Origin of the sequence: Companilactobacillus nuruki, assembly GCF_002872255.1 — a bacterium.
GTDB lineage: Bacteria > Bacillota > Bacilli > Lactobacillales > Lactobacillaceae > Companilactobacillus > Companilactobacillus nuruki.
In genome coordinates this window covers 1-3,001 of the sequence record NZ_NIPR01000042.1, presented here as the reverse complement: position 1 = coordinate 3,001, position 3,001 = coordinate 1, and the positions used below count along the sequence as shown (strand labels likewise).

At 34.8% G+C, this 3,001-nt stretch carries 2 protein-coding genes and 1 pseudogene; 1 reads left to right on the top strand and 2 read right to left on the bottom strand.

Annotated features, from left to right (window positions below; translation table 11 throughout):
- The coding region (locus CBP76_RS09500; RefSeq protein WP_102196650.1) for an IS30-like element ISLpl1 family transposase at positions 1-700 on the bottom strand (700 nt) is incomplete at its 3' end.
- Between the two features lie 321 nt (positions 701-1,021).
- Between CBP76_RS09500 and CBP76_RS09490 the strand changes: the two genes are divergently transcribed.
- A complete protein-coding gene (locus CBP76_RS09490) occupies positions 1,022-1,969 on the top strand; it encodes a magnesium transporter CorA family protein (protein WP_102196648.1) in 948 nt (315 codons plus the stop codon).
- 130 nt (positions 1,970-2,099) lie between these two features.
- On the opposite strand, the pseudogene CBP76_RS09485 reads toward CBP76_RS09490, so the two are convergent.
- A pseudogene (locus CBP76_RS09485) lies at positions 2,100-2,537 on the bottom strand (recombinase family protein); the annotation flags it as partial.
- Between the last annotated feature and the right edge of the window lie 464 nt (positions 2,538-3,001).

The following is a 3,001-nucleotide window of genomic DNA, read 5'->3' as shown; positions in this document are numbered from 1 at the left end:
CCATATTGTGATGAAGAGATACTAACCCACTAAACTCAGTGCCACGGTCCACAGTAAAGCCGTGCACCGGACCATTAAAAGTTGTTAGGAACTTAGTTAGTGCTTCATTAACAGTCGCTGTCGTCCGATCTTTTAACCGGTATGCCCAAAGGAACCGTGATCTTCGATCGATTAAAGTTAATAAAACTGCCTTACTATGCCCACGAGGACCAACGACTGTATCTAGTTCAAAATCGCCGATGCGATTACGTTGATTAATCATCATGGGACGCTGTTCAATTGATCGCCCCAAAGATTGATTATATTTGGATCGTTGGTCAACGTTACGCCGTTGGCGTACGCCATGTTCAGGTAGATCATTCAAGGAGAAACCAATTCTCCCCTGATTTAGCCAATTATAAATAGATTTAGTAGCTAGTTTAAATTCGTGAGCAATCATTCCTGGTGACCAGCTTAGACGTAAATGGTTGAGAATTTTTTGCTTTAACTCATCGCTCAGCTTAGTTTTCCGACCACATCGTGATCGCTTGTATTCGGCATCTGTTTGTGCTAATTCAGCCTGATAAGGTTGACATCGAGATAATTCATAAGAAATTGTTGACGGTGATCGGTTCAGCCGAACGCCCATTTGGATATTGGACAGCCCTAGTTCACAAAGGGTTTCGATTTTAATTCGTTCGGAATAGGTTATACTAGACAAAAGATCAGCTCCTAAAAGATGGGTTTGTGGTAAACACCATTTTAAAGGAAGCTGATCTTTTTTGTCCGAACAGCGTTCGGATTAATTTTACAATCTACCATTTTCCCATAAAGATTTCTCATCAACAGCGGTTGACAAAGAGCCATTATAAATTAGATAATACATTAGAAGTTGGAGACAAGATTGTCTAGATAATGTGTGAGATAAAATTTTTGGCAGGTTATCATACATAAGATAAAATGTTTTTAAAACTGATAACGTATTTATTTCACAACAATTACGCATTTATTTTTGAGAAAAATATAAAGCAGGAGGATTACAATGCTGAAAACTTATTCTTTAACAAAAGATACATTATTAGTTTCGTCAGAATCAAATATCAAAAATTCTTCTGTTGTTTATGTTTATGGTGACGAACGAGAATATATCGAATCTTTTGAACATAAATATAACCTTAAAATAGGCAATATACTAACGTTTGATGATCGAGTTGCATATGACACGATGGTAGATCAAAACGATGAAAAAAGTTTGCTCGTAAGTTTTTTGTTTCCCTGGGTACATGAAGGTGGGCATCTAGATAATCTGACGACATCTGTTGTTTTCTTGGTATTTAAAAATAAGTTGATAATTTTTACAAAACAAAAATTAAAATTCATTCCCGAACTCTTATCCAATATGGTTTTACGTGATGTCAATAATTTCATGGAGGAAGTACTTTTAAAGATCATGCAAAAAGATTTCCATGTGATGCTTAACAACCTTCGTGGAGTCAAGGAAAAAATTGATGATTTAGACTCAGAAATATCAACGTCCGGTCCACTCAGACCAACGTTTAGTGATTTATTGACTCTTCAAAAATACATGATAGCTTTGTCAACAACCTATGGCGCTAATCACAAAGCGCTGGATTTCATTAAAAAAAATTTCACAACTAATGATATTGATTTTACCACCAAAAAAATAATTGATGAGATATACGATACAAGCGACACAATGGATAGAATTATTTTAGGTTACAGCCAATATTTGGATAATTTGGAAGATATGATAAACAATATGATTTCTTATCAGCTTAACATGATTATGAAAACTCTAACAGAGATATCAATCGTTTTGACTATTCCAGCGATTATTTTTGGTTTTTGGGGAATCAATGTTGATGTCCCGTTTGAAAAATCTTCTTATGGTTTTTTTGCTGTGCTGATTATCTCTGTTATACTAAGCCTAATTTGCTGGTTTTGGTTGCGACGCAAAAAATATTTGTAAAGTATTTGTGATACCCTAATATGATTTAAAGCGGAATTGCTTTGTTGACTTTTTAAAGGGCTGATTCCTTTCAATAATTTAATAGCTTTTGTCAGGAATTGTAATATAAATAGACAGTGGTATTTGTTATTTATCTAAATAGCTTTTTAATGTATTGCACTGTGCGCGGAGAAATATTAAAGGCTTCAGCGGCTTCCTTCACAGTATGAGAGTTAGAATATTCAAAGATAGCCATATTCCGGCTATCTTTTTTTCTTTTGAGTCTACCCTCCTTATAGTTGGGATTGTGTTGCCTTGCAAATATTTTACCGGCTTGCGTACGCTCGATAATCATATCACGCTCCATCTCCGCAACCGATAGCAAAGTTCTGACAATCATACGCCCAATTGGGGTGTTATCTATCGTTCCTAAATTTAAAACCTTAATCATTATTTTTTCTTTCAATAAGTCATCAATTAAGTTCAATGCTTCTCTAGTATTACGAGCAAAACGATCTAACATTGTGACAATCAATGTGTCATTGGGTTCAATCAGATGGACCAGTTTTTCAAATTGCGGTTTCCTGGTATTACATTTCAGAGGAGAAGTATAGTTTGCGAGAGTCAATGAACCTTACGCTGGATTCATAAGGATTACCTGTGGCACAAGCAGGAGGACAAAAGAAGAAGCAAGATGTCATACAAGAATGACACCCTGACTGTGTATACATCATGATCATTTTTCATTTACCCACTTTTTTATTTTATTTAAGAAAAAATGATTAATGCTAAGTTAACTGATCTATCCGAAAATACATATTGGTGTAGCTAATAATATAAGTTGACACCCAGTCAACCCAACACTAGCAATCTCAAAAATTGGTTAATGGACACTCCACTTGATCGGAGATATGAAACACAAATAATTGTTTTACATACCTATTTTATTATTGAAACATTTATGAAATAAATAGCATGCACAGGAAATATTGTGAATTTGTTCAACAGCTTTGATAGTATGGTTTCCTTGCATCACACCCTTGATAAGGTTAT